This is a genomic window from Vibrio pomeroyi (genome assembly GCA_041879425.1).
In the GTDB taxonomy this organism is placed as follows: Bacteria; Pseudomonadota; Gammaproteobacteria; order Enterobacterales; family Vibrionaceae; genus Vibrio; species Vibrio pomeroyi_A.
This window is the reverse complement of record CP090854.1, coordinates 3403482-3428873: the sequence shown is the minus strand read 5'-3', so window position 1 is coordinate 3428873 and position 25392 is coordinate 3403482. Positions and strand designations below refer to the sequence as shown.

General features: G+C 45.3%; 16 protein-coding genes, 5 tRNA genes and 2 rRNA genes. 19 read left to right on the top strand and 4 right to left on the bottom strand.

Features of this window, described 5'->3' with window-relative positions; translation table 11 throughout:
- Positions 1–300: 300 nt before the first annotated feature.
- The 3 genes from L0992_15215 (at position 301) to L0992_15205 (ending at position 3565) form a co-directional block, all read left to right on the top strand.
- Positions 301–3192, top strand: a 23S ribosomal RNA gene (locus L0992_15215).
- Positions 3193–3327: 135 nt separating this feature from the next.
- Positions 3328–3443 (top strand): 5S ribosomal RNA (gene rrf / locus L0992_15210).
- 45 nt (positions 3444–3488) lie between these two features.
- Positions 3489–3565, top strand: a tRNA-Asp gene (locus tag L0992_15205).
- A gap of 950 nt (positions 3566–4515) precedes the next feature.
- Here L0992_15205 and pssA read toward each other — a convergent pair.
- The gene (pssA, locus tag L0992_15200) at positions 4516–5856 is read right to left on the bottom strand and encodes a CDP-diacylglycerol--serine O-phosphatidyltransferase (GenBank protein XGB67019.1); all 1341 of its coding nucleotides are present in this window, start codon (positions 5854–5856) and stop codon (positions 4516–4518) included.
- Positions 5857–5947: 91 nt separating this feature from the next.
- A complete protein-coding gene (locus L0992_15195; protein ID XGB67018.1) occupies positions 5948–6379 on the bottom strand; it encodes a GNAT family N-acetyltransferase in 432 nt (143 codons plus the stop codon).
- Between the two features lie 66 nt (positions 6380–6445).
- On the opposite strand from L0992_15195, the gene murB reads away from it, so the two are divergent.
- Positions 6446–7492, top strand: a complete 1047-nt coding sequence (gene murB / locus L0992_15190) for a UDP-N-acetylmuramate dehydrogenase (GenBank protein ID XGB67017.1) — start codon at positions 6446–6448, stop codon at positions 7490–7492.
- Positions 7489–8454, top strand: a complete 966-nt coding sequence (gene birA / locus L0992_15185; protein XGB67016.1) for a bifunctional biotin--[acetyl-CoA-carboxylase] ligase/biotin operon repressor BirA — start codon at positions 7489–7491, stop codon at positions 8452–8454. The genes murB and birA overlap by 4 nt, the downstream gene beginning before the upstream one ends.
- Positions 8455–8461: 7 nt before the next feature.
- On the opposite strand, the gene coaA is transcribed toward birA, so the two are convergent.
- Positions 8462–9385 carry a type I pantothenate kinase gene (gene coaA, locus L0992_15180; protein XGB67015.1) on the bottom strand — a complete coding sequence of 308 codons (924 nt, stop codon included), beginning with the start codon at positions 9383–9385 and terminating at the stop codon, positions 8462–8464.
- 210 nt (positions 9386–9595) lie between these two features.
- Here coaA and L0992_15175 point away from each other — a divergent pair.
- The 13 genes from L0992_15175 (at position 9596) to rpoC (ending at position 23524) form a co-directional block, all read left to right on the top strand.
- A tRNA-Thr gene (locus L0992_15175) sits at positions 9596–9671 on the top strand.
- Positions 9672–9715: 44 nt separating this feature from the next.
- A tRNA-Tyr gene (locus L0992_15170) sits at positions 9716–9800 on the top strand.
- A 39-nt stretch (positions 9801–9839) separates the two neighbouring features.
- Positions 9840–9914, top strand: a tRNA-Gly gene (locus L0992_15165).
- 13 nt (positions 9915–9927) lie between these two features.
- Positions 9928–10003: transfer RNA gene (locus L0992_15160), tRNA-Thr, on the top strand.
- A 94-nt stretch (positions 10004–10097) separates the two neighbouring features.
- Complete coding sequence (gene tuf, locus L0992_15155) at positions 10098–11282, top strand: elongation factor Tu (protein ID XGB67014.1); 1185 nt, start codon at positions 10098–10100, stop codon at positions 11280–11282.
- A 223-nt stretch (positions 11283–11505) separates the two neighbouring features.
- Positions 11506–11883 (top strand): preprotein translocase subunit SecE, encoded by a 378-nt coding sequence (secE, locus tag L0992_15150; protein XGB67013.1) that lies wholly within the window; start codon positions 11506–11508, stop codon positions 11881–11883.
- Positions 11884–11896: 13 nt separating this feature from the next.
- Positions 11897–12445, top strand: a complete 549-nt coding sequence (gene nusG / locus L0992_15145) for a transcription termination/antitermination protein NusG (protein XGB67012.1) — start codon at positions 11897–11899, stop codon at positions 12443–12445.
- A 212-nt stretch (positions 12446–12657) separates the two neighbouring features.
- The gene (rplK, locus tag L0992_15140; protein ID XGB67011.1) at positions 12658–13086 is read left to right on the top strand and encodes a 50S ribosomal protein L11; all 429 of its coding nucleotides are present in this window, start codon (positions 12658–12660) and stop codon (positions 13084–13086) included.
- A gap of 4 nt (positions 13087–13090) precedes the next feature.
- Positions 13091–13795, top strand: coding sequence for a 50S ribosomal protein L1 (gene rplA, locus L0992_15135; protein ID XGB67010.1), 705 nt, complete (start codon positions 13091–13093; stop codon positions 13793–13795).
- A gap of 250 nt (positions 13796–14045) precedes the next feature.
- Positions 14046–14540: a 50S ribosomal protein L10 gene (rplJ, locus tag L0992_15130; protein ID XGB67009.1), complete on the top strand. Its 495-nt coding sequence runs from the start codon at positions 14046–14048 to the stop codon at positions 14538–14540.
- A 57-nt stretch (positions 14541–14597) separates the two neighbouring features.
- Positions 14598–14966 carry a 50S ribosomal protein L7/L12 gene (gene rplL, locus L0992_15125; GenBank protein XGB67008.1) on the top strand — a complete coding sequence of 123 codons (369 nt, stop codon included), beginning with the start codon at positions 14598–14600 and terminating at the stop codon, positions 14964–14966.
- 235 nt (positions 14967–15201) lie between these two features.
- Positions 15202–19230, top strand: a complete 4029-nt coding sequence (gene rpoB / locus L0992_15120) for a DNA-directed RNA polymerase subunit beta (protein XGB67007.1) — start codon at positions 15202–15204, stop codon at positions 19228–19230.
- 91 nt (positions 19231–19321) lie between these two features.
- Positions 19322–23524 carry a DNA-directed RNA polymerase subunit beta' gene (rpoC, locus tag L0992_15115; GenBank protein ID XGB67006.1) on the top strand — a complete coding sequence of 1401 codons (4203 nt, stop codon included), beginning with the start codon at positions 19322–19324 and terminating at the stop codon, positions 23522–23524.
- A 267-nt stretch (positions 23525–23791) separates the two neighbouring features.
- Here the strand turns inward: rpoC and L0992_15110 are convergent, their stop codons facing one another.
- On the bottom strand, positions 23792–24289 hold the full coding sequence (locus L0992_15110; GenBank protein ID XGB67005.1) for an Rsd/AlgQ family anti-sigma factor: 498 nt from the start codon (positions 24287–24289) through the stop codon (positions 23792–23794).
- A 164-nt stretch (positions 24290–24453) separates the two neighbouring features.
- Here L0992_15110 and nudC point away from each other — a divergent pair, with 164 nt between their 5' ends.
- Positions 24454–25263: an NAD(+) diphosphatase gene (gene nudC, locus L0992_15105; protein XGB67004.1), complete on the top strand. Its 810-nt coding sequence runs from the start codon at positions 24454–24456 to the stop codon at positions 25261–25263.
- The last annotated feature ends 129 nt before the right edge of the window (positions 25264–25392 follow it).

Here is a 25392-nt window from a genome sequence, read left to right as displayed (position 1 = left end):
GTCTCATGCTCTTTAACAATTTGGAAAGCTGACTGATTGATTACTTACGAGTAATTCAATCAAATTTAAAAGTTCTCAATGTTTATCTGCTCTTAGTTAATAAGAACGGTATAAACACAACAAACACATTCAAGTGTCTTGTATTCGATTCAAACTTGTTTGAATCACAATTGAGTCCGGCAAACAGTCATCAAGAATTAACCCTTCTTGATGACAACCAAAAACCTTGGTTAGTTGCCATACTAGTTTGTTTTCACTTTTCAAAAGTGAAAGTAAAACAGAGACCCTTTCGGGTTGTATGGTTAAGTGACTAAGCGTACACGGTGGATGCCTTGGCAGTCAGAGGCGATGAAAGGCGTAATAACTTGCGATAAGCCCAGATTAGGTAGTAATAACCTTTAAGTCTGGGATTCCTGAATGGGGAAACCCACTTACATAAGTAAGTATCCTGTTGTGAATACATAGCAACAGGAGGCAAACCGGGGGAACTGAAACATCTAAGTACCCCGAGGAAGAGAAATCAACCGAGATTCCGAAAGTAGCGGCGAGCGAAATTGGATTAGCCCTTAAGCTTTTAATGAGACAGATGAAGGCTCTGGAAAGTGCCGCAATAAAGGGTGATAGCCCCGTAATCGACATCTCATCATCAGTGAAAACGAGTAGGGCGGGACACGTGATATCCTGTCTGAATATGGGGGGACCATCCTCCAAGGCTAAATACTACTGACTGACCGATAGTGAACCAGTACCGTGAGGGAAAGGCGAAAAGAACCCCTGTGAGGGGAGTGAAATAGAACCTGAAACCGTGTACGTACAAGCAGTAGGAGCACCTTCGTGGTGTGACTGCGTACCTTTTGTATAATGGGTCAGCGACTTAATTTTAGTAGCAAGGTTAACCGTTTAGGGGAGCCGTAGGGAAACCGAGTCTTAACTGGGCGTACAGTTGCTAGGATTAGACCCGAAACCAGGTGATCTAGCCATGGGCAGGTTGAAGGTTGAGTAACATCAACTGGAGGACCGAACCGACTAATGTTGAAAAATTAGCGGATGACTTGTGGCTAGGGGTGAAAGGCCAATCAAACCTGGAGATAGCTGGTTCTCCCCGAAAGCTATTTAGGTAGCGCCTCGGACGAATACTACTGGGGGTAGAGCACTGTTAAGGCTAGGGGGTCATCCCGACTTACCAACCCTTTGCAAACTCCGAATACCAGTAAGTACTATCCGGGAGACACACGGCGGGTGCTAACGTCCGTCGTGGAGAGGGAAACAACCCAGACCGCCAGCTAAGGTCCCAAAGTATAGCTAAGTGGGAAACGATGTGGGAAGGCTCAGACAGCCAGGATGTTGGCTTAGAAGCAGCCATCATTTAAAGAAAGCGTAATAGCTCACTGGTCGAGTCGGCCTGCGCGGAAGATGTAACGGGGCTAAGCTATACACCGAAGCTGCGGCTACGTACCTTAGGGTGCGTGGGGTAGGGGAGCGTTCTGTAAGCCGTTGAAGGTGGTCTGTAAGGGCTGCTGGAGGTATCAGAAGTGCGAATGCTGACATGAGTAACGATAAAGGGAGTGAAAAACTCCCTCGCCGGAAGACCAAGGGTTCCTGTCCAACGTTAATCGGGGCAGGGTAAGTCGACTCCTAAGGCGAGGCCGAAAGGCGTAGTCGATGGGAAACGGGTTAATATTCCCGTACTTCTTACAATTGCGATGGGGGGACGGAGAAGGCTAGGTGGGCCTGGCGACGGTTGTCCAGGTTCAAGTATGTAGGCGGAAAGTTTAGGTAAATCCGGACTTTCTTAACGCTGAGATACGATGTCGAGCTACTACGGTAGTGAAGTCATTGATGCCATGCTTCCAGGAAAAGCCTCTAAGCTTCAGATTGTAAGGAATCGTACCCCAAACCGACACAGGTGGTCGGGTAGAGAATACCAAGGCGCTTGAGAGAACTCGGGTGAAGGAACTAGGCAAAATGGTACCGTAACTTCGGGAGAAGGTACGCTCTTATCAGTGAAGTCCCTTGCGGATGGAGCAGACGAGAGTCGCAGATACCAGGTGGCTGCAACTGTTTATTAAAAACACAGCACTGTGCAAAATCGTAAGATGACGTATACGGTGTGACGCCTGCCCGGTGCCGGAAGGTTAATTGATGGGGTTAGACTTCGGTCGAAGCTCTTGATCGAAGCCCCGGTAAACGGCGGCCGTAACTATAACGGTCCTAAGGTAGCGAAATTCCTTGTCGGGTAAGTTCCGACCTGCACGAATGGCGTAATGATGGCCACGCTGTCTCCACCCGAGACTCAGTGAAATTGAAATCGCTGTGAAGATGCAGTGTACCCGCGGCTAGACGGAAAGACCCCGTGAACCTTTACTACAGCTTGGCACTGAACATTGAACCTACATGTGTAGGATAGGTGGGAGACTATGAAACCGCGTCGCTAGATGTGGTGGAGTCGTCCTTGAAATACCACCCTTGTAGTTTTGATGTTCTAACGTTGGTCCCTGAATCGGGATTACGGACAGTGCCTGGTGGGTAGTTTGACTGGGGCGGTCTCCTCCCAAAGAGTAACGGAGGAGCACGAAGGTGGGCTAAACACGGTTGGACATCGTGTGGTTAGTGCAATGGCATAAGCCCGCTTGACTGCGAGAATGACAATTCGAGCAGGTGCGAAAGCAGGTCATAGTGATCCGGTGGTTCTGAATGGAAGGGCCATCGCTCAACGGATAAAAGGTACTCCGGGGATAACAGGCTGATACCGCCCAAGAGTTCATATCGACGGCGGTGTTTGGCACCTCGATGTCGGCTCATCACATCCTGGGGCTGAAGTCGGTCCCAAGGGTATGGCTGTTCGCCATTTAAAGTGGTACGCGAGCTGGGTTTAGAACGTCGTGAGACAGTTCGGTCCCTATCTGCCGTGGGCGTTGGAAAATTGAAGGGGGCTGCTCCTAGTACGAGAGGACCGGAGTGGACGAACCTCTGGTGTTCGGGTTGTCATGCCAATGGCATTGCCCGGTAGCTAAGTTCGGAATCGATAACCGCTGAAAGCATCTAAGCGGGAAGCGAGCCCTGAGATGAGTTTTCCCTGACGCTATAAGCGTCCTTAAGGGTTGTTCAAGACTAGAACGTTGATAGGCAGGGTGTGTAAGTGCTGCGAGGCATTGAGCTAACCTGTACTAATTGCCCGTGAGGCTTAACCATACAACACCCAAGGGGTTTTGTGGACTCAATAGAAATACCAAACGCTTGAATGAGTTTGAAGAGAGACTTTTAAATACAGTTTTCCAGATTATTTTGCCTTCAGTTTTAAAAAACTGAAAGTAAAAGCAAAATTTGCTTGGCGACCATAGCATTGTGGACCCACCTGATTCCATGCCGAACTCAGAAGTGAAACACAATAGCGCCGATGGTAGTGTGGGGCTTCCCCATGTGAGAGTAGGACATCGCCAGGCTTTAAATTATGAACGACTTGTCAGCGACGACAAGTAGTCCACTGCGGAGTGGTAGTTCAGTTGGTTAGAATACCGGCCTGTCACGCCGGGGGTCGCGGGTTCGAGTCCCGTCCACTCCGCCACTTATTAGAAAAGCCCTGCTAGAAATAGCAGGGCTTTTTTACATTTGAATCATTGTATATTCCATTCGGTCGAAAGAGTTCTACTCGTGCTTGAGTCTGATGGAATGCCGGCTCAGCTAATTATCAGAAAGCCTAGTCTTACGACTAGGCTTTCGTCGTTTACGACTATAGATCATTTAGAGTTCGGCCAATGAGTTCCGCTCGCTAGAGACCTCAGCCACAACGCCACTTATTAAGAAGCTTCGCTAGAAAATAGTGAGGCTTTTTTGCGTCTAAATAATAGTATTTTTCCTTGGGTAGAAAGAATTCCGTATAGGGTTTACCTCGTAGCCCTGGGCTTTGCCACTAATCAGAAAGCCTAGTCTTACGACTAGGCTTTCATCGTTTCTAGACTAGGGTGAACCTGTCACTGAGTGCGGTTCTGGATGGGTACAGTTCACATCAACTCATTACTTATGATGAACACTTCCTCGAACTTCCGAAGCTTGTTTGCTCTTTAAGAATATATGATTATCTTTATTCTGATCGTTATTGAAGGTGTGAAAATCCAACTATTCGGTTACCTATTAGAAAAGCTACTCCCGTCAGCATGCTCCAAGTTTTATATGTCTCCTATCTGTACATGTCGTCATAAGAGTTTCGTGATACTTAAGACCATCCTGATATCGATTGAGTCTACTTAGCGTTATTTAGGAGAGGGAGGAAATGGTTGATTCGGTCTGTTTGATTGGAGTTTGGGTCATGAGATGTGTTGGATGAACTTATGTTCGCTCTAATCATTCCCGAGACCGATGAAGGAAGGAGTATGGAGTCTCTCTAGATTAGGCGATTATTCGAGCCTTAGCTAACGTTTGATAGTTTGTACCGGCTCAGAAAATATATCTCGTATTATTGATACAAAAACGCCTAGCGTTTGCTAGGCGTTGATTAATCGTATGAGCAGCTATTCGCTATAGAATCTGTTTGAGGACTCTGTCGGCTTTGACGCGAGTGATCTTACGAATCAGCTTCTGAACTTCCGTTGGATAGCTATCTACTTTATCTAATTGCTTATAAGTACAGATAAGCTGAGTGTGTTGAAGAATGTTGTCTACTTCAGCTTGGAACTTATCAGTTAGGTGATGGTAGTGATCTTGGATAAAGATACCGTTCTCTAAATCGAGTTTCCATGCACGAGGGTTTAGGTTATTGCCTGTTAGGAGCATATAACGCTTATCGACCCAGATACCCTTCAGGTGGAAGCTATTAGAATCGTGTTGCCAAAGTCGAATCGATAGATTGCGGCTAGCAATGTGAGCTTCATTGGCTTTAGCGAAACGGCGCAAGTTCAATTCGTAAAGGTATGGCAAGCCACCGATCGTTTTAAACTCTTCTTCTGGTGAGATAAAGAAATCGTTCGCTGTTTTATCGCCGACAACAATACTGACTTTTACACCACGCTTAAGCGCTTTCTTCACTTCTTTAGCTAGGCTAGGTGGGAAGTTGAAGTAAGGTGTGCAGATAAAGATCTCATCTTTAGCTTGAGCGACAAGTTGATTGATGCCTTGATTCAGACGGTTACGTCGTTTACCAATACCAACTAATGGCGTTACGGCTACTTGCTCTGGCGAAACATCCTGACCATCGAATTGGTATTGAGAGCGTGCTAGTGACGCACGGAACTGGCGAATCGCTGGTTTCAGCTCTTTGGTTACGGGCTTGTTCTTATCTGCCAAGTCGTAAACAGCGCTGTCTGAGATCATTTGCTCGTGCACGTAGGTAAACATCGAGTCAGCAAGTGCTGCGTTGTTTAAAACATGATAGCGATCAAAGCGATAGCGATCATGGTAATTCAGATAGATATTGTTAAGGCTTGCACCGCTGTATATCACGCTGTCATCGACGATAAAGCCTTTTAGGTGCAATACGCCAAAGACTTCTTTACCGCGAACAGGGATGCCATAGACAGGAACAGAGTGCTGATATTTTTCAGCAAACTCTTTATACATTGCCGCGTTGCCTTCTGAGGACTCTGCGCCAATCAATCCACGTTGTGCTCTGTGCCAATCGACACATACACTCACGTCTAGTTCTGGATTCTTTTGCTTTGCTTCATATAAGGCAGTTAGGATCTCACGGCCAGCCTCATCATCTTCAAGGTACAAAGCGACTAAACTAATACGAGTCGTTGCGCGAGATATCTCATCAAGTAAGCGAGTTCGAAACTCTTGCGCAGATAGTAGTACTTCAAACTTGTCAGGATTCTGCGCTATGGTTGGCAACTGTATGAATGGATTCCTACTGGCAATCATATTGACTGTTTTACCTTAAAAATATGCAAAATTGCGAACCTTTAATTTTACCAAAGGGATAGACCCAAATACTAGATAATCGAGGCATTCTCTAACAATTTTGCTGATAATGCATAGGAATGAGATCTTTTCCGCTATTCGAATAGCGCTCGTATAAAACTCTTAAGCCATTGGGTAGCTGTTCTGGAGCGATCTGTACGAACTTATGTCGTGAGTAAAAGCCGGTGAGATGAGCGTAGGCGAAGCAGTAGTCGTTTTCTGTCAGCGTATGCTGAGCACAATAATCCATAAGCTGAGAGCCTAATTGCTTACCACGATGTTCTTTTGATATAGCCATACCGGTAAGTAAGCGAGTATTTTCTATCGTCCGAAAACGCACGACACCACAAAGCTCGTTATCCATCAGTAATGTATAGATAAGCTCACTCTTATTGGCTTTCCCCGTTGGATAATGTTCCTTGTAAAAACGTTTTACGAGGGGAACCTTTACCGGGTCTAATTGGGTAATGATGACATTGTTCATTCAGTCACTGCGCCACTGGTTTATCTGCTGTAGAATGGCTGCAGTGTAAGTTAATTGAATATCGTCATGCAATTCCATCTCAATGCTAGTTTAAAAAACGTTCATACTTTTTCCATCGATCAGACATGTGATGCGTTGGTTGAAGTCACGACTATCGAAGAACTGATTACGGTTTATCAAGACCTTAAATGGTCAACCTTGCCTAAGTTAATACTGGGTAAGGGCAGTAATATGCTTTTTACTGAGCACTTTGCAGGCTTGATTATTGTGAACCAGTTAGCTGGGATTACGCTAACCGAGACAGATAGTCATCACCATCTACATGTTAATGGTGGTGAGGATTGGCCTAGCTTGGTTAAGTGGAGTGTTGATAAAGGGCTTGGCGGCTTAGAAAACCTAGCCATGATTCCGGGTTGTTCTGGCTCTGCACCTATTCAGAATATTGGTGCGTACGGCGTTGAACTGCAAGACGTCTGTGAATACGTCGATATCCTATCTCTGGATACTTATACAGTTAAGCGATTAAGCAAAGAGGAATGCCTCTTTGGTTACCGAGATTCCATTTTTAAACACGCGCTTTATGGCAAAGCGATTGTTGTCGCGATTGGCTTAACTTTACCGAAAGCATGGAAGCCATGTAACCATTACGGTCCGCTTAAAAGCCTGCCAGCAGAAACACTTTCCCCTAGCACGATATTCGATGAAGTATGTGCTATTCGTTCGAGCAAACTGCCAGACCCTTCGAAACAGGGCAATGCTGGAAGCTTTTTCAAAAACCCCGTGATCACCAAAGATCATTTTGATCGCTTGTCAGAGCTGTACCCAAACATCGTTGGTTACGAGAGTAACGACATGATCAAAGTTGCCGCAGGATGGCTGATTGATCAATGCCAGTTTAAAGGTGTAACTGAAGGCGGCGCTCAAGTTCACCCGAATCAAGCACTGGTTATCATCAATTATGATCAAGCTTCTGCTATCGACATTCTTAAGCTTGCAGACCGAGTTCGTCAATCTGTCTTGAACAAGTTCGATATTCAGTTGGAACACGAAGTCCGCTTTATGGGTAGAGATAGCGAGACAAACCTAGATAGAGCTTTGGAGGCATTTGTATGAGGGAACACAGTACTAAGCTAGCCCTGTTAAAATGCCTTTCCGATGGCGAGTTTCATTCCGGAGAAGACCTCGGCGAGATGATAGGCGTCTCAAGAGCGGCTATCAGTAAGCACATTAAAGGGATTCAAGAGTGGGGCTTGGATATCTATCGAGTGCAAGGCAAGGGCTACAAGTTAGCTAACCAGTTGGACATGCTTGACCAAGAGAAATTGTCAGTTCCAAGTCCTGACGCTTCACTTGAGCTGATCCCAATCATTGGTTCTACAAACCAGCACTTGTTAGAGCGTACGAACACTCTTGAGTCTGGTTCGGTTTGTATTGCTGAGTATCAAGCTGCTGGCCGCGGGCGTCGTGGAACAGAGTGGGTATCGCCATTTGGTGCAAACCTTTACCTCTCAATGTACTGGAGGCTTGACGCCGGTATGGCTGCTGCAATGGGCTTAAGCCTTGTGGTTGGCGTAGCCGTTGTTGAGGCTTTGGAAGAGATGGGCGTTGAAGGCATCAAACTTAAGTGGCCGAATGACCTATATCACAATGACAAGAAGCTCGCGGGTATCTTGGTCGAGCTCTCTGGACAGTCAGGTGGCGCAGCTCATATTGTTATTGGTTTAGGGCTGAACCTATCGATGGACCCAACAACATCAGGTATTGGTCAACCGTGGACTTCTCTTAAAGAAGTGTGTGACGGGAAGGTACCAGATCGTAACCAATTAGCACAGGCTCTGATCAATGCTTGGGACAAGTCTCTTGTGGATTATGAATTGAAAGGGATGTCTAACTTCGTAGAACGTTGGAATCGCTTAGATAATTTCTTAGGTCGCAATGTTAGGTTGATTATTGGACCTAGAGAAATTGAAGGTGTCGTTCAAGGCATCGATGAACAGGGGGCTGTGTTACTCAAAACCGAGAATGGCATCGAGAGTTATATTGGTGGCGAAATATCGCTACGAAAAGGGGATTAAGGCGTTACTATTTTCTGAGTAACACTTCTTCAACCATGTGATCTGCGCCTTTTCGCAAAATCAGATGCGCTCTTTCTCTTGTTGGAAGGATATTTTTTTCAAGGTTCAAGCCATTGATTAAACTCCAGATACCTTCCGCTTTGTCCAGTGCTGCTTGGTTCGATAACTTAGTGTAATGACTAAAATACGAGCCAGGCTTAGTAAACGCGCCATCGCGAAACTTCATAAAACGATTGATGTACCACTCTTTGATCTGCTGGCTGTCAGCATCAACATAGAGTGAGAAATCAAGGAAGTCGGAAATAAACACACGATGCGGTTCGTGTGGGTAGTTCATGCCACTCTGTAAGACATTAAGCCCTTCAATAATAAGCACATCGGGTAGGTCGACACACTTAACATCATCAGTAATGTTGTAAGTTAGGTGTGAGTATACCGGTGCTGTGACATTTCGTTTGCACGCTTTAACATCCGAGACAAAATTCACTAGACGCTTGATGTCGTAAGACTCAGGGAAGCCTTTCTTACTCATCAACCCTTTCTCTTCCAACACTTCATTTGGATATAAGAAACCGTCAGTTGTCACTAGCTCGACCTTTGGATGGTTTTCCCAACGAGAGAGTAGGGCTTTAAGCAGTCGTGCAGTCGTGCTCTTACCAACAGCAACACTACCTGCAATACCGATGATAAAAGGTGGTGCTTTCTCTTTCTTATCTAGGAACTCATGAAGTACTGAGTTTCTGTTTTGTCTGGCTGCTACATAGAGATTCAATAGGCGAGAAAGTGGTAGATAGATCTCCACAGCCTCTTCCATTGTGAGTTTTTCATTGATGCCTTGAAGCTCTTTTAAGTCGCTTTCAGAAAGTGTCATCGGAACTAAATTCCTTAGCTCAGACCAGCGTTCGCGGTCAAATGACATAAATGGGCTCATACAAAACTCTATAGTGGATAACAAAACAAGTGCATGGAAAATACATCAAGCGATAGATAAATAAAATATCTTCCTGTGCTAGATGCGGGTTAAAGATGGAAACCTTGAGCTAAATTGCCGTATGTAGGAGTTTGGTAAGAGAATTTTGCACTTTTTTTCAATTTACTATTGCAAGGTGGAAAATCATTCAATAAAATGCGCCCCACTTGTGCCGACTTAGCTCAGTAGGTAGAGCAACTGACTTGTAATCAGTAGGTCACCAGTTCGATTCCGGTAGTCGGCACCACTTTCTCCCTTCCTTTGAGGAAAGCGAGAGAAAGCTCAAAATTTGGAGAGGTTCCCGAGTGGCCAAAGGGAGCAGACTGTAAATCTGTTGGCACTGCCTTCGATGGTTCGAATCCGTCCCTCTCCACCATATTCTAAAGGTTAAATAGCTCAAACAGAGTTACGTGTCGCGTGCATCGTATAATGGCTATTACCTCAGCCTTCCAAGCTGATGATGCGGGTTCGATTCCCGCTGCACGCTCCAACTCATTTTGTGTGCTGATATAGCTCAGTCGGTAGAGCGCACCCTTGGTAAGGGTGAGGTCCCCAGTTCGACTCTGGGTATTAGCACCAGTCTAAAGCTTCTTCTCCTTTAATAAAGAAAACCATTTTTTTGGTTGCGTGGTCTTATTTTAAGCCACCTAATCCGTACCTAGAGGGACACCCCATGTCTAAAGAAAAATTTGAACGTACGAAACCGCACGTAAACGTTGGTACTATCGGCCACGTTGACCACGGTAAAACAACTCTAACAGCTGCTATCTGTACTACACTTGCAAAAGTGTACGGCGGTGTTGCTAAAGATTTCGCATCTATCGATAACGCTCCAGAAGAGCGCGAGCGTGGTATCACAATCGCAACTTCTCACGTTGAGTACGACACTCCAGCACGTCACTACGCACACGTAGACTGTCCAGGACACGCGGATTATGTTAAAAACATGATCACTGGTGCTGCACAAATGGACGGCGGTATCCTAGTTGTTGCTGCGACTGACGGCCCTATGCCTCAAACTCGTGAGCACATCCTACTTGGTCGTCAAGTTGGTATCCCTTACATCATCGTATTCATGAACAAATGTGACATGGTTGATGACGAAGAGCTACTTGAGCTAGTAGAAATGGAAGTTCGTGAACTTCTTTCTGAGTACGACTTCCCAGGTGATGACCTACCAGTTATCCAAGGTTCTGCACTTGGCGCACTAAACGGCGAGAAGCAGTGGGAAGACAAGATCGTTGAGCTTGCAGAAGCACTAGATTCTTACATCCCTGAGCCAGAGCGTGCAGTAGACCAACCGTTCCTACTACCAATTGAAGATGTATTCTCAATTCAAGGTCGTGGTACTGTTGTAACTGGTCGTATCGAGCGCGGTATCCTACGTGTAGGTGACGAAGTAGAAATCGTTGGTATCAAAGAGACTACTCTTACTACTTGTACTGGTGTTGAAATGTTCCGTAAACTGCTTGACGAAGGTCGTGCAGGTGAGAACGTTGGTGCACTTCTACGTGGTACTAAGCGTGATGACGTTGAACGTGGTCAAGTACTTTCTGCGAAAGGTTCTATCAACCCACACACTAAGTTTGAGTCTGAAGTATACGTACTTTCTAAAGACGAAGGCGGCCGTCACACTCCTTTCTTCAAAGGTTACCGTCCACAGTTCTACTTCCGTACAACTGACGTAACAGGCGACATCACTCTACCAGAAGGCGTAGAAATGGTAATGCCAGGTGACAATGTTCAAATGACTGTTGAGCTAATCGCTCCAATCGCAATGGACGAAGGTCTACGTTTCGCAATCCGCGAAGGTGGCCGTACAGTTGGTGCTGGTGTTGTAGCTAAAATCTTTGCATAAGATTTGACGAACCACTAGTAAAAAGGGCATCATTTGATGCCCTTTTTCTGCGCTGAAAAAAGAGTTGAGCGATTTGACATCAATTTCAGCTCTTAGCAAAGAATTAAACGGTCTTTTTGACTAAAATGACTGTTAGATGTGTTGTTTTGCAACGCAAAGGAATGTGCCCTGCAACAGCGGGGTTATTGTCGTCTATATTTAAGACTTATCACAGGTTGGTTTTATGAAAGCAAACGCTGAAACTCCTGATAGCTCAAGTGCAGCAGATACAATGAAGTGGATTGTCGCTTTTGTTCTGTTGGCTGCTGCTGTTGTGGGTAATTACCTGTATGGTGAATTGTCTGTTGTAATTCGCGCTGCAGGTGTAGTTGTGCTGATTGCTGCCGCACTAGGCGTTGCAGCAACAACAACTAAAGGTAAAGCTGCGATCGATTTTGCAAAAGAATCTCGTATGGAGATTCGTAAAGTTGTTTGGCCTACTCGCCAAGAAACTATGCAAACTACATTGATCGTTTTAGCTGTATGTATTGTTATGTCTCTAGTGCTTTGGGGAATTGACGGCATTATGGTCCGTCTAGTTTCTCTAGCAACTGGGGTGTAGAGGGTTCTGATTCATGAGTGAAGCTCCAAAAAAACGTTGGTATGTAGTTCAAGCCTTTTCTGGCTTCGAAGGTCGTGTTGCACAGTCGCTACGCGAGCATATTAAAATGCACAACATGGAAGAACTATTTGGCGATGTGCTAGTACCTACTGAAGAAGTAGTGGAAATGCGTGCAGGCCAACGTCGTAAAAGTGAACGTAAATTCTTCCCTGGCTACGTATTAGTTCAAATGATCATGAATGATGAATCATGGCACTTAGTACGCAGCATTCCGCGTGTTATGGGCTTCATTGGTGGTACCTCTGATCGTCCTGCACCAATCACTGATAAAGAAGCTGATGCTATCTTGAACCGTCTAGAGAAAGCGAGCGAGTCTCCACGTCCTAAGACAATGTTCGAAGCGGGTGAAGTGGTTCGTGTGAACGATGGTCCATTTGCTGACTTCAACGGTACTGTTGAAGAAGTAGATTACGAGAAAAGCCGCATTAAGGTATCTGTATCGATCTTTGGTCGTGCAACACCGGTTGAGCTTGAATTTGGTCAGGTTGAAAAACTGGACTAATACTCTTACCTTTTGAGCAAGTTGTGGATAAATAGTTCATAAGCTGTTCAAAATTAAAGAGTATAAAAAATCACCTTTTTAGGGTTGTTAAAGGCGCGAATTATGATTATAATTTCGCGCCTTTTTGCTTCTATGGAAGTAAAAAGCGTTAATTGAAATTATGGGGAGCTCGCCTTACGGCTGGCGCATGTACCCAAATATTAGGAAATATCATGGCTAAGAAAGTTGAAGCTTATATCAAACTGCAAGTTGCAGCTGGTATGGCAAACCCAAGTCCACCGGTTGGTCCTGCTCTAGGTCAACACGGCGTGAACATCATGGAATTCTGTAAAGCGTTCAACGCAAAAACAGAATCTGTTGAGAAAGGTCTACCTACTCCAGTAGTTATTACTGTTTACAACGACCGTTCTTTCACGTTCGTAACTAAGACTCCACCTGCTGCTGTTCTTCTTAAGAAAGCTGCTGGCGTTAAGTCTGGTTCTGGTCGTCCAAACACTGAAAAAGTGGGCACAGTAACTGACGCTCAAATCCAAGAAATCGCAGAAACTAAAGCTGCTGATATGACTGGTGCTGACATCGAAGCAATGAAGCGTTCTATTGCTGGTACTGCTCGTTCAATGGGCCTAGTGGTAGAGGGATAAGATCATGGCAAAACTTACTAAGCGTATGCGCGTAATCCGCGACAAAGTTGACTCAACTAAAGAATACGAAATCAACGAAGCTGTTGCTCTTCTTAAAGAACTAGCGACTGCTAAATTCGTTGAGTCTGTAGACGTTGCTGTTAACCTAGGCATCGATGCTCGTAAATCTGACCAAAACGTTCGTGGCGCAACTGTGCTACCTCACGGTACTGGCCGTGACATCCGCGTTGCTGTTTTCACTCAAGGTGCAAACGCAGAAGCTGCTAAAGCTGCTGGCGCAGATATCGTTGGTATGGAAGATCTTGCTGAGCAAGTGAAAAAAGGTGAAATGAACTTCGACGTAGTTGTTGCTTCTCCAGATGCAATGCGTGTTGTTGGTCAACTAGGTACAATCCTAGGTCCACGCGGCCTTATGCCAAACCCTAAAGTTGGTACTGTAACTCCTAACGTTGCTGAAGCGGTTAAGAACGCTAAAGCTGGTCAGGTTCGTTACCGTAACGACAAGAACGGCATCATCCACACTACTATCGGTAAAGCATCTTTCGAAGCTAACCAGCTTCAAGAGAACCTAGAAGCACTTCTAGTTGCTCTTAAGAAAGCTAAGCCTTCTTCAGCTAAGGGTACTTACCTGAAGAAAGTAAGCATCTCTACTACGATGGGTGCTGGTGTTGCTGTTGATCAAGCTAGTCTTGATACTCAAGCAAACTAATTTGCTTAGGCGCAGATTTAGTGTATACTTCTGCGCCTAATATTTGTGGTTGGGTGGTTTTAAAGCAATTTGAAATCATCTATCCCAAGACCGTAGGCGCTGTCGATTTTCATTAGATTATTGATAGCTTAATAAAACCTACGTAGGCGATGTTGTGGTTTGAAGTGGATTTATTCATTTTTAAATGACATCGTAAACGCTCAATACATTTTGTATTGGGTGCTGTAATCACAACCAGAGGTTAATCCAAATGGCTTTAAATCTTCAAGACAAAAAAGCAATTGTTGCTGAAGTCAACGAAGCTGCCAGTGGTGCACTTTCTGCAGTTGTAGCTGATTCTCGTGGCGTTGAAGTTGGCGCAATGACTTCTCTACGTAAACAAGCTCGCGAAGCGGGTGTTTACATGAAAGTTGTTCGTAACACACTAGCACGCCGTGCGGTTCAGGGTACAGACTACGAGTGTCTAGTAGACACTTTCACTGGTCCAACTCTGATCGCGTTCTCTAACGAGCACCCAGGTGCTGCAGCGCGTCTTTTCAAAGACTTCGCTAAAGAGAACAAAGATTTCGAGATCAAAGCTGCTGCATTTGAAGGCGCAGTTACTGATGCTGAAGTACTAGCGACACTACCAACTTACGACGAAGCTATCGCACGCCTAATGATGTGCATGAAAGAAGCTTCTGCTGGCAAGCTGGTTCGTACTATCGCTGCACTACGTGACCAAAAAGAAGAAGCAGCGGCTTAAGCCTTGCTTTTCACTGGTTGCAAATTAAACTTATTGTTGACTTAAAAGAGAATTGTTATGTCTATTACTAACGAGCAAATCCTAGACGCAGTTGCAGAAATGTCTGTAATGCAAGTTGTTGAGCTTATCGAAGCTATGGAAGAGAAATTCGGCGTTTCAGCTGCAGCTGCAGTTGTAGCTGGTGGCGCAGCTGGCGGCGACGCTGCTGCTGAGCAAACTGAATTCGACGTAATCCTAACTGCTGCTGGCGCTAACAAAGTACAAGTTATCAAAGCTGTACGTGGCGCAACTGGCCTAGGTCTTAAAGAAGCTAAAGGTCTTGTAGACTCAGCTCCTGCAGCGCTTAAAGAAGGCGTTGACAAAGCTGAAGCTGAAGCTCTTAAAGCACAGCTAGAAGAAGCTGGCGCTTCTGTTGAAATCAAGTAATTATTACTTAATTTCATAGCCGCAAGGCTAATGGCTGGTGGTTTATTAACCACCGGCCTTTTTGCGCTGTAGGGCTATGACGAAATTTCCGCTGTTTAACCGTCATAATCCGAGCAAAAAAACAGTCATTTTTTCGAAATGATTGTTCACTACCACTAAACAGCTGTTTGTCACCACCCCCTCTGAAGAGTGTTTTGGGTGGTTTGGGTCACTTATCAGCGAGCTGAGGAACCCCATGGTTTACTCTTATACCGAGAAAAAGCGCATCCGTAAGGATTTTGGTACTCGTCCACAAGTTTTGGACATTCCATACCTGTTATCGATCCAGCTTGATTCTTTCGACAAATTCATCGAACAGGATCCAGAAGGTCAATACGGTCTTGAAGCTGCTTTCCGTTCTGTATTTCCAATTCAGAGCTACAACGGCAATTCTGAGCTGCAATACGTTAGCTACCGTCTTGGTGAGCCAGTTTTTGACGTTAAAGAATGTCAAATCCGCGGTGTTACTTACTCAAAGCCACTACGCGTAAAACTACGTTTAGTTATCTTTGATCGAGATGCACCAGCAGGTACTGTAAAAGACATTAAAGAACAAGAAGTCTACATGGGCGAAATTCCGCTTATGACAGACAATGGTACTTTCGTAATTAATGGTACCGAGAGGGTTATCGTATCCCAGCTGCACCGAAGCCCAGGCGTGTTCTTCGACAGTGATAAGGGTAAGACCCACTCATCAGGTAAAGTTCTTTATAACGCACGTGTAATTCCTTACCGTGGCTCATGGTTAGACTTTGAGTTTGATCCTAAGGATAACTTATTCGTACGTATCGACCGTCGTCGTAAGCTACCAGCATCGATTATTCTTCGTGCACTTGGTAAATCGACTGAAGAGATCCTTGATCTGTTCTTCGACAAAGTGAACTTCGAAGTGAAAGACCAAACTCTTCTTATGGAGTTGGTTCCTGATCGTCTACGTGGTGAAACTGCGTCATTCGACATCGAAGCAAACGGCAAAACTTACGTTGAGACTGGTCGTCGTGTTACTGCTCGCCATATCCGTCAACTTGAAAAAGATGGCGTTGAGCACATCGAAGTACCAGTAGAGTACATCGTTGGTAAAGTTGCATCTAAAGATTACATCAATGAAGCAACTGGCGAGATCATCGTTGGCGCGAACCAAGAGATTAGCCTAGAAGCACTTGCTAACCTGTCTCAAGCAGGCCACAAGGCTCTACAAACTCTGTTCACGAATGACCTAGATCACGGTCCATTCATGTCAGACACTCTACGTGCAGATAGCACAGTAGATCGCATCTCTGCATTGGTAGAAATTTACCGCATGATGCGTCCTGGCGAGCCACCAACGAAAGAAGCTGCAGAATCTCTATTCGAAAGCCTATTCTTCTCTGAAGAACGTTACGACCTATCAACTGTAGGCCGTATGAAGTTCAACAGCTCTATCGAGCGTGAAGAAGAAGAAGAGCGCGGTACTCTGGATGAATCAGACATCATCGAAGTGATGAAGAAACTGATTGGTATCCGTAACGGTATTGGTGAAGTGGACGATATCGACCACCTTGGCAACCGTCGTATCCGTTCTGTAGGTGAAATGGCAGAAAACCAATTCCGTGTTGGTCTAGTTCGTGTAGAACGTGCCGTTAAAGAGCGCCTAAGCCTTGGTGACCTTGATGCAATCATGCCTCAAGATCTTATCAACGCTAAGCCGATCTCTGCTGCAGTTAAAGAATTCTTTGGCTCTTCACAGCTTTCACAGTTCATGGACCAAAACAACCCATTGTCAGAAGTTACGCACAAGCGTCGTATCTCTGCTTTAGGTCCTGGTGGTCTTACTCGTGAGCGCGCAGGCTTCGAAGTACGTGACGTTCACGTAACTCACTACGGTCGTCTATGTCCGATCGAAACGCCTGAAGGTCCAAACATCGGTCTAATTAACTCGCTATCTGCGTTTGCACGTTGTAACGATTACGGTTTCCTAGAAACTCCGTACCGTCGTGTAGTAGATGGTGTAGTAACAGAAGAAGTTGATTACCTGTCTGCAATCCAGGAAGGTCAATTCGTAATCGCGCAGGCAAACACTGTTCTTACTGAAGAAGGTACGTTTGCAGATGAGCTAATCACAGCTCGTCAAAAAGGTGAATCTGGTCTTCACCCTCGTGATCACGTTGACTACATGGACGTTGCGACAAACCAAGTAGTATCTATCGCTGCTTCGCTTATCCCGTTCCTAGAACACGATGATGCGAACCGTGCATTGATGGGTGCGAACATGCAACGTCAAGCTGTACCAACACTTAAGGCTGACAAGCCTCTAGTAGGTACTGGTATTGAACGTAACATCGCAGTTGACTCTGGTGTTACAGCGGTTGCTAAACGTGGTGGTCAAGTTCAGTCTGTAGACGCTTCTCGTATCGTAGTTAAGGTTAACGAAGATGAGTTGGTACCTGGCGAAGCTGGTATCGATATCTACAACCTAACTAAGTACACGCGTTCGAACCAAAACACATGTATCAACCAACGTCCAACTGTACTTCCTGGCGAACCAGTTGCACGCGGCGACGTTCTTGCTGACGGTCCTTCAACAGACCTTGGTGAACTAGCTCTTGGCCAAAACATGCGTATCGCGTTCATGCCTTGGAACGGTTACAACTTCGAAGACTCGATCTTAGTATCTGAGCGCGTAGTTCAAGAAGACCGTTTCACGACTATCCACATCCAAGAACTATCTTGTGTGGCTCGTGATACTAAGCTGGGTTCTGAAGAGATCACAGCTGATATTCCAAACGTAGGTGAGTCTGCTCTGTCTAAACTAGACGAGTCAGGTATCGTTTACATTGGTGCTGAAGTTAAGGGTGGCGACATCCTAGTTGGTAAAGTAACACCTAAAGGTGAAACTCAACTGACTCCTGAAGAGAAGCTACTACGTGCTATCTTCGGTGAGAAAGCATCTGATGTTAAAGATACTTCTCTACGTGTACCAAACTCTGTTTCGGGTACTATCATCGATGTACAAGTCTTCACTCGCGATGGCGTAGAGAAAGACAAGCGTGCACTTGAAATCGAACAGATGCAGCTTAAAGAAGCTAAGAAAGACCTAACTGAAGAGTTCCAAATTCTTGAGGGTGGCCTTCTTAACCGTGTTAAAGCTGTACTTCTGTCTGGTGGTTACTCTGAAGCTAAGCTTGATACTATCGGTCGTAAGCAATGGCTAGAGCAAGTTCTAGAAGACGATGCGCTACAAACACAGCTTGAGCAACTTGCTGAGCAGTGGGATGAGCTAAAAGCAGACTTCGATAAGAAGTTTGAAACTAAGCGTCGTAAAATCACTCAAGGTGATGATCTAGCGCCTGGCGTTCTTAAGATTGTTAAAGTTTACCTAGCGGTTAAACGTCGTATCCAGCCTGGTGATAAGATGGCCGGTCGTCACGGTAACAAAGGTGTAATCTCTAAGATTAACCCTGTTGAAGACATGCCATACGATGAGAAAGGTCAACCTGTAGACATCGTACTTAACCCGCTGGGTGTACCATCGCGTATGAACATCGGTCAGATCCTAGAAGTTCACTTAGGTTTGGCTGCGAAAGGTATCGGTGACAAGATCAACCAAATGGTTAAGGAACAACAAGAACTGCATAAGTTCCGTGAGTTCCTACAGAAGGTTTATGATCTTGGTGATACTCGTCAGAAAGTTGATATTGCTGAACTGTCTGATGATCAAGTTCGTACACTGATCAAGAACCTACGTGGCGGTCTACCGATTGCTACTCCTGTGTTCGACGGTGCTTCTGAGACATTAATCAAAGAACTACTTAAACTGGGTGATCTGCCTGAATCTGGTCAGCTTAAACTGTTTGATGGTCGTACTGGTGATTCGTTTGAGCGTCCTGTAACTGTAGGTTACATGTACATGCTGAAACTGAACCATTTGGTTGATGACAAGATGCACGCTCGTTCTACTGGTTCTTACAGCCTAGTAACTCAGCAACCACTTGGTGGTAAAGCTCAGTTCGGTGGTCAGCGTTTCGGTGAGATGGAAGTATGGGCACTAGAAGCATACGGTGCTGCATATACTCTACAAGAAATGCTAACAGTTAAGTCGGATGACGTTAACGGCCGTACTAAGATGTATAAGAACATCGTAGACGGTAACCATAGCATGGAACCTGGTATGCCTGAGTCGTTCAACGTACTGTTGAAAGAGATTCGCTCGCTAGGTATCAACATCGAGCTAGAAGACGAAGAGTAATCCCTCCTCTTTTTAAAAGAAGATAGGATTATTTGGTAAAAGGGAGCCCGCTGCAGTAGCGAGCTCCTTTAACTCCTTACAGGAGCTGAATGTGAAAGACTTATTAAACTTTCTAAAAGCACAGCATAAGACCGAAGAATTTGATGCAATCAAAATCGGTCTATCTTCACCAGACATGATCCGTTCATGGTCTTTTGGTGAAGTTAAGAAACCGGAAACAATTAACTATCGTACGTTCAAACCTGAACGTGATGGTCTGTTCTGTGCGCGTATTTTTGGTCCAGTTAAAGACTACGAATGTCTTTGTGGTAAATACAAGCGCCTGAAGCACCGTGGTGTTATCTGTGAGAAGTGTGGCGTTGAAGTTACACAAACTAAAGTTCGTCGTGACCGTATGGGCCACATCGAGCTAGCTTCTCCAGTTGCTCACATCTGGTTCCTAAAATCACTGCCGTCTCGTATCGGTCTACTAATGGATATCCCTCTACGTGATATCGAACGTGTTCTTTACTTCGAAATGTACGTAGTAACTGAACCAGGTATGACTGATCTAGAAAAATCTCAGATGCTTACTGAAGAAGAGTATCTAGATCGTCTAGAAGAGTGGGGTGACGAATTCACTGCTAAGATGGGTGCTGAAGCGATCAAAGATCTGCTTGCAACAATGGACCTTCATCAAGAAGTGGAAGAAATGCGCGAAGAGTTGGAAACAACTAACTCTGAAACTAAGCGTAAAAAAGTTACTAAACGTTTGAAGCTAGTTGAAGCGTTCATCCAATCGGGCAACGACCCACAATGGATGATCCTGACTGTACTTCCAGTGCTACCGCCAGATCTACGTCCTCTAGTACCACTAGATGGCGGTCGTTTTGCGACTTCTGATCTGAACGACCTTTACCGTCGTGTTATTAACCGTAACAACCGTTTGAAGCGTCTTTTAGAGCTAGCTGCTCCGGACATCATCGTACGTAACGAAAAGCGTATGCTGCAAGAGTCTGTTGATGCACTTCTAGATAACGGTCGTCGCGGTCGTGCGATTACAGGTTCGAACAAGCGTCCTCTGAAATCTCTTGCTGATATGATCAAGGGTAAGCAAGGTCGTTTCCGTCAAAACCTTCTAGGTAAACGTGTAGACTACTCTGGCCGTTCTGTAATCACAGTAGGTCCATACCTTCGTCTACATCAGTGTGGTCTTCCTAAGAAGATGGCACTTGAGCTATTTAAGCCGTTCATCTACAGCAAGCTAGAAACTCGTGGCATGGCTACGACAATCAAAGCTGCTAAGAAGATGGTAGAGCGCGAAGAAGCTATCGTATGGGATATCCTAGACGAAGTTATCCGTGAACACCCAGTACTGCTTAACCGTGCACCTACACTTCACCGTCTAGGTATCCAAGCGTTTGAACCAGTACTAATCGAAGGTAAAGCGATTCAGCTTCACCCACTAGTGTGTGCGGCATACAACGCCGACTTCGATGGTGACCAAATGGCGGTACACGTGCCTCTAACTCTAGAAGCACAGCTTGAAGCACGTACACTGATGATGTCGACGAATAACATTCTGTCGCCAGCGTCAGGTGATCCGATCATCGTACCTTCTCAGGACGTTGTATTGGGTCTTTACTACATGACTCGTGAAAAGATCAACGTGAAAGGCGAAGGTATGTACCTTGCTGGCCCTGAAGAGGCTGAGAAGGCATACCGTACTAAGACTGCTGAGCTTCACGCTCGCGTTAAAGTTCGTATCACTGAGACCGTAGTAGACGAAGATGGTAACAGCACTACTGAAACGAAGATGGTTGATACAACTGTCGGCCGTGCAATGCTATGGCAAATCGTTCCAGCTGGCCTACCGTACAGCATCGTTAACCAAAAGTTAGGTAAGAAGCAAATTTCTACCCTTCTTAACGAAGCGTACCGTAAGCTTGGTCTTAAGGACACAGTAGTATTCGCTGACCAAATCATGTACGCAGGTTTTGCATACGCGGCACTTTCTGGTGTTTCTGTAGGTATCGACGATATGGTTGTACCTCAAGCGAAATACGATGAAATTGAATCTGCTGAAGAAGAAGTTCGTGAAATCCAAGAGCAATTCCAATCTGGTCTTGTTACTGCGGGTGAGCGTTACAACAAAGTTATCGATATCTGGGCATCTACGAATGACCGAGTTGCGAAAGCAATGATGGATAACCTATCTTCTGAAACAGTTATCAACCGTGACGGTGAAGAAGAACAGCAAGAATCGTTCAACAGCATCTACATGATGGCCGACTCGGGCGCACGTGGTTCTGCAGCTCAGATTCGTCAGCTAGCGGGTATGCGTGGTCTGATGGCGCGTCCAGATGGTTCAATCATCGAAACGCCGATCACTGCGAACTTTAAAGAAGGTCTAAACGTCCTTCAGTACTTTATCTCAACGCACGGTGCTCGTAAGGGTCTTGCGGATACAGCACTGAAAACAGCAAACTCGGGTTACCTAACTCGTCGTCTAGTAGACGTTGCTCAAGACGTTGTAGTACACGAACATGACTGTGGCACGCATGAAGGTATCGACATGATGCCTCACATCGAAGGTGGTGACGTTAAAGTTGCACTTTCTGAGCTTGCTCTAGGTCGTGTAGTAGCTGAAGACGTTCTTAAGCCTGGTACTGAAGATGTACTGATTCCACGTAATACTCTGATTGATGAGAAGTGGTGTCAAATCATGGAAGACAACTCAGTAGATAGCATGAAAGTGCGCTCTGTTGTTACCTGTGATGCAGACTTCGGTTGTTGTGCACAGTGTTACGGTCGTGACCTAGCACGTGGTCACCTAGTGAACCAAGGTGAAGCAGTTGGTGTTATCGCTGCACAATCTATCGGTGAACCGGGTACACAGCTAACGATGCGTACGTTCCACATCGGTGGTGCGGCATCTACTGCAGCAGCAGAGAACAGCATCCAAGCTAAGACAACTGGTACTGTGAAGCTTCACAACGCTAAGTTCGTAATCAACAAAGACAAGAAGCTAGTTATCACTTCTCGTGCATCTGAGATGACGATTATTGATGAGTTCGGTCGTACTAAAGAGAAGCACAAACTTCCTTACGGTTCTGTACTGAGCAAAGCGGACAACGACGCAGTGGAAGCTGGTGAAGTTGTAGCTAACTGGGAAGCGCACACTATGCCAATCATCACTGAAGTGGCAGGTCGCATCCAGTTCGTTGATATGATCGATGGCGTAACTGTTTCTCGTCAAACGGATGATCTAACTGGTCTTTCTTCTTCTGAAGTTACAGATGCAGCAGCTCGTCCAGCAGCAGGTAAAGATATGCGTCCAGCTATCAAACTTGTTGACGAGCAAGGTAACGATGTAATGATCCCTGGTACTGAAATGCCAGCTCACTACTTCCTACCTGGTAAAGCGATTGTAAACATTGAAGATGGCGCTGAAGTTGGCATTGGTGACACACTATCTCGTATCCCTCAAAAATCGAGCGGAAACAAAGATATCACCGGTGGTCTTCCACGCGTAGCTGACCTATTCGAAGCTCGTAAGCCTAAAGAGCCTGCGATCCTTGCTGAGCACACAGGTACTGTGTCTTTCGGTAAAGAAACGAAAGGTAAGCGTCGTCTAGTAATCACTCGTGAAGGCGGTGACGCTTACGAAGAGATGATTCCTAAGCATCGTCAATTGAACGTGTTCGAAGGTGAGAAGATTGAACGTGGTGATGTAATCGCCGACGGTCCTGAAACTCCACACGATATCCTGCGTCTACGTGGTATCCACGCAGTAACTCAGTACATCGCGAACGAAGTTCAAGAAGTTTACCGCTTACAAGGCGTTAAGATTAACGATAAGCACATTGAGACTATCGTTCGTCAAATGCTACGTAAGTGTACAATCACTCATTCTGGTGACTCTCAGTTCCTACCTGGCGAACAAGTTGAGTACCACAATGTTAAGATTGCTAACCGTAAGCTAGAAGCTGAAGGTAAAGAACTAGTACGTTTCGAACGTGATTTACTAGGTATTACTAAAGCATCTCTTGCAACTGAGTCATTCATCTCAGCTGCATCGTTCCAAGAAACGACTCGCGTACTAACAGAAGCTGCGGTTTCTGGTAAGCGTGATGACCTTCGCGGTCTGAAAGAGAACGTAATTGTTGGTCGTCTGATCCCAGCTGGTACTGGTTTCGCATACCACCAAGAGCGTCAAGCTAAGCGTGAAGAAGAGCAAGAAGGTCCTTCAGCTGAACAAGCTACTGACAATCTAGCAGCACTTCTAAATGCTGGTTTCTCTTCAGAAGAGTAGTCTCTAAGAGATAACAAAAAGGCACCTACGGGTGCCTTTTTTGTATCTGGCGTTTGGGTTATTGGTATGTGAGCTTAGGCGTGTTTTTACTGACGCTAGCCGGTGAATCATGAGCATTGATGGAAAGAGGATAATCGTGGATGAGTCGAGGGGACGGATTAGCAGTTTGCTGGTGGTACTTAGGCTTTAATAGAGTTGAGTGGTTAGGGGAGTTATAGGCAAAACAAAAAGCTTGCACAGAGGCAAGCTTATTAAGGGTTCAGCTAACTAAGCGCCTGGTGGAATCGCTAAACTGTCTGCAATAAGCTGGATAAGATTATCTTCTACTTCAAAACGTACTTCGAGTAGTTCACCTACTTTTGACATATCTCCTTCGAAGTTAGGCAACTCATCGTCTGCATTTACTTTAACGTACTTATCATTGAACTCTAGAAGTGGCTCGGTTGTGAGTACGATCTTCGCGTAAGTTGTATCAATCTCGTCATTGGTTTTAAAGCCTGTTGCTTGCCATTTTTTCATGACCATATCGTAGATCTTAAAATGACCCTCTGAGATATAATCGACAACATGATCGCAGAATGAGCTTATTTCTTTAGGAGAAGGGAGTTCAACAACGTTTGATTGCCCGTTGCTAGCTGGCTGCAAGGCACCTAGCTTACAATACTCAACGATTAGAGACTGTCGAGTTTCGAGCCAATGATCGATGACCTCATTAGAGCCACCCCATTGTTCTTGTATCTGTTTGAATTTATTTAGCATGACCATGTCCTCATGATCTGATCACAACCTTGTGATCAAGTAATTGCCTAAGCAGGGTCCGTTTATTGATAGCTACTAAAAGTAATAGCTTGAATTATTCTCTGCTACAACTCTAGTATGAAATTAGATTGCCAGTAAAATGAACGAACTGCAAGCAATGAGGCATAGGGATGTTAAAAAAAAGTGATAAGAAAATGACAGAGCAAGCTTATTGGTGCGTCGTTTCAGGTAGTGATATTTGGGTTAATAATGATCAGTTTCCTTACGGCTCAGCTGACGAGTTAGGGCTGAGTGTTGAACATGCGATTTGTATAGGCCAACATCAAGGTCGTAAGGTGTATTGGCTTAACGATTGTGATGTCGAGAGTGAACTGAGCATGGTTAACCTGCGAGAGTTACTGCACTGGCCTGAATCGAACTTTCTCATGGCAAGTAAGGCTATCCAATATGGGCACATGACCCAAAGTATGCGTTTCTGCCCGCAGTGCGGCGGTCGTAATCACCTGAATCACAATCAGGTTGCGATGCAGTGTGGTGACTGTAGAACTCTTCATTATCCACGTATCTTCCCGTGCATCATTGTCGCTGTGCGAAACGACAACAAGATATTGCTGGCACAGCACCCAAGACATAAAACGGGCATGTATACCGTGATAGCGGGCTTCCTAGAAGTAGGAGAGACCTTAGAGCAGTGTGTGGCGCGTGAAGTCAAAGAAGAAACTGGCATTGATGTGGGTAATATTCGTTACTTTGGCAGTCAGCCATGGGCTTTCCCATCGAGCATGATGATGGCCTTTCTGGCTGATTATGCGGGTGGTACTCTCAAGCCTGATTACAGTGAGCTATCCGATGCTCAGTGGTTTGACGTGACGGGTCTACCTGACGTGGCTCCGGTTGGTACTATTGCGAGACAATTGATTGAGAAAACAGTCGATGACGTGATGAAAGGCGAAGTGACAGAGCAGGTGCTAGAGCACTAAATGGCCTGCAATAGTATTTGGCCTATGGGTGGTCAAAAGCTAAAAAAAACCCTCCACAAGTGGAGGGGGTAAGTAAGATGTCGTTATGAGATGCTGAGTAGTGACTACTCAGGTGTTATAATTGTAATT

Coding starts and splice junctions, on each gene's coding strand:
- murB (XGB67017.1), top strand. CDS start 6,446: ATGCAATTCCATCTCAATGCTAGTTTAAAAAACGTTCATACTTTTTCC.
- L0992_15110 (XGB67005.1), bottom strand. CDS start 24,289: ATGGTCATGCTAAATAAATTCAAACAGATACAAGAACAATGGGGTGGC.
- secE (XGB67013.1), top strand. CDS start 11,506: ATGAAAGCAAACGCTGAAACTCCTGATAGCTCAAGTGCAGCAGATACA.
- nudC (XGB67004.1), top strand. CDS start 24,454: ATGTTAAAAAAAAGTGATAAGAAAATGACAGAGCAAGCTTATTGGTGC.
- rplJ (XGB67009.1), top strand. CDS start 14,046: ATGGCTTTAAATCTTCAAGACAAAAAAGCAATTGTTGCTGAAGTCAAC.
- pssA (XGB67019.1), bottom strand. CDS start 5,856: ATGATTGCCAGTAGGAATCCATTCATACAGTTGCCAACCATAGCGCAG.
- nusG (XGB67012.1), top strand. CDS start 11,897: ATGAGTGAAGCTCCAAAAAAACGTTGGTATGTAGTTCAAGCCTTTTCT.
- rplK (XGB67011.1), top strand. CDS start 12,658: ATGGCTAAGAAAGTTGAAGCTTATATCAAACTGCAAGTTGCAGCTGGT.
- rpoB (XGB67007.1), top strand. CDS start 15,202: ATGGTTTACTCTTATACCGAGAAAAAGCGCATCCGTAAGGATTTTGGT.
- tuf (XGB67014.1), top strand. CDS start 10,098: ATGTCTAAAGAAAAATTTGAACGTACGAAACCGCACGTAAACGTTGGT.
- coaA (XGB67015.1), bottom strand. CDS start 9,385: ATGAGCCCATTTATGTCATTTGACCGCGAACGCTGGTCTGAGCTAAGG.
- birA (XGB67016.1), top strand. CDS start 7,489: ATGAGGGAACACAGTACTAAGCTAGCCCTGTTAAAATGCCTTTCCGAT.
- rplL (XGB67008.1), top strand. CDS start 14,598: ATGTCTATTACTAACGAGCAAATCCTAGACGCAGTTGCAGAAATGTCT.
- L0992_15195 (XGB67018.1), bottom strand. CDS start 6,379: ATGAACAATGTCATCATTACCCAATTAGACCCGGTAAAGGTTCCCCTC.
- rplA (XGB67010.1), top strand. CDS start 13,091: ATGGCAAAACTTACTAAGCGTATGCGCGTAATCCGCGACAAAGTTGAC.